This window comes from Variovorax sp. WDL1, from assembly GCF_001541225.1.
In the GTDB taxonomy this organism is placed as follows: domain Bacteria; phylum Pseudomonadota; class Gammaproteobacteria; order Burkholderiales; family Burkholderiaceae_C; genus Variovorax.
This window is the reverse complement of sequence record NZ_LMTS01000291.1, coordinates 1-321: the sequence shown is the minus strand read 5'-3', so window position 1 is coordinate 321 and position 321 is coordinate 1. Positions and strand designations below refer to the sequence as shown.

1 protein-coding gene is annotated in these 321 nt (G+C 66.0%); it reads left to right on the top strand.

Annotation, left to right across the window (positions count from 1 at the left end):
* A partial coding sequence (locus tag APY03_RS35270; RefSeq protein ID WP_157103504.1) for a transposase occupies positions 1–321 on the top strand: 321 nt, incomplete at both ends.

Genomic DNA, 321 nt, shown 5'->3' with positions numbered 1-321 from the left:
TGGACGCGACCATCATCGCTGCGCCCAGCTCGACCAAGAACGAGGGCAATACGCGCGATCCCGAGATGCACCAGACGAAGAAGGGAAAGGCCTGGCACTTCGGCATGAAAGCGCACATCGGTGTGGATGCCCAATCGGGCCTCGTGCACACGGTGGTCGCCACGGCGGCCAACGTCAACGACGTGACACAAGCCGGTGCGCTGCTGCACGGCCAGGAGTCGTTAGCCTTCGGCGATGCCGGCTACCGAGGCGTGCACAAGCGCGAAGAAGCGCAAGGCCCGCAGTGGCACGTGGCGATGCAGCCGGGCAAGCGCCGGCAGC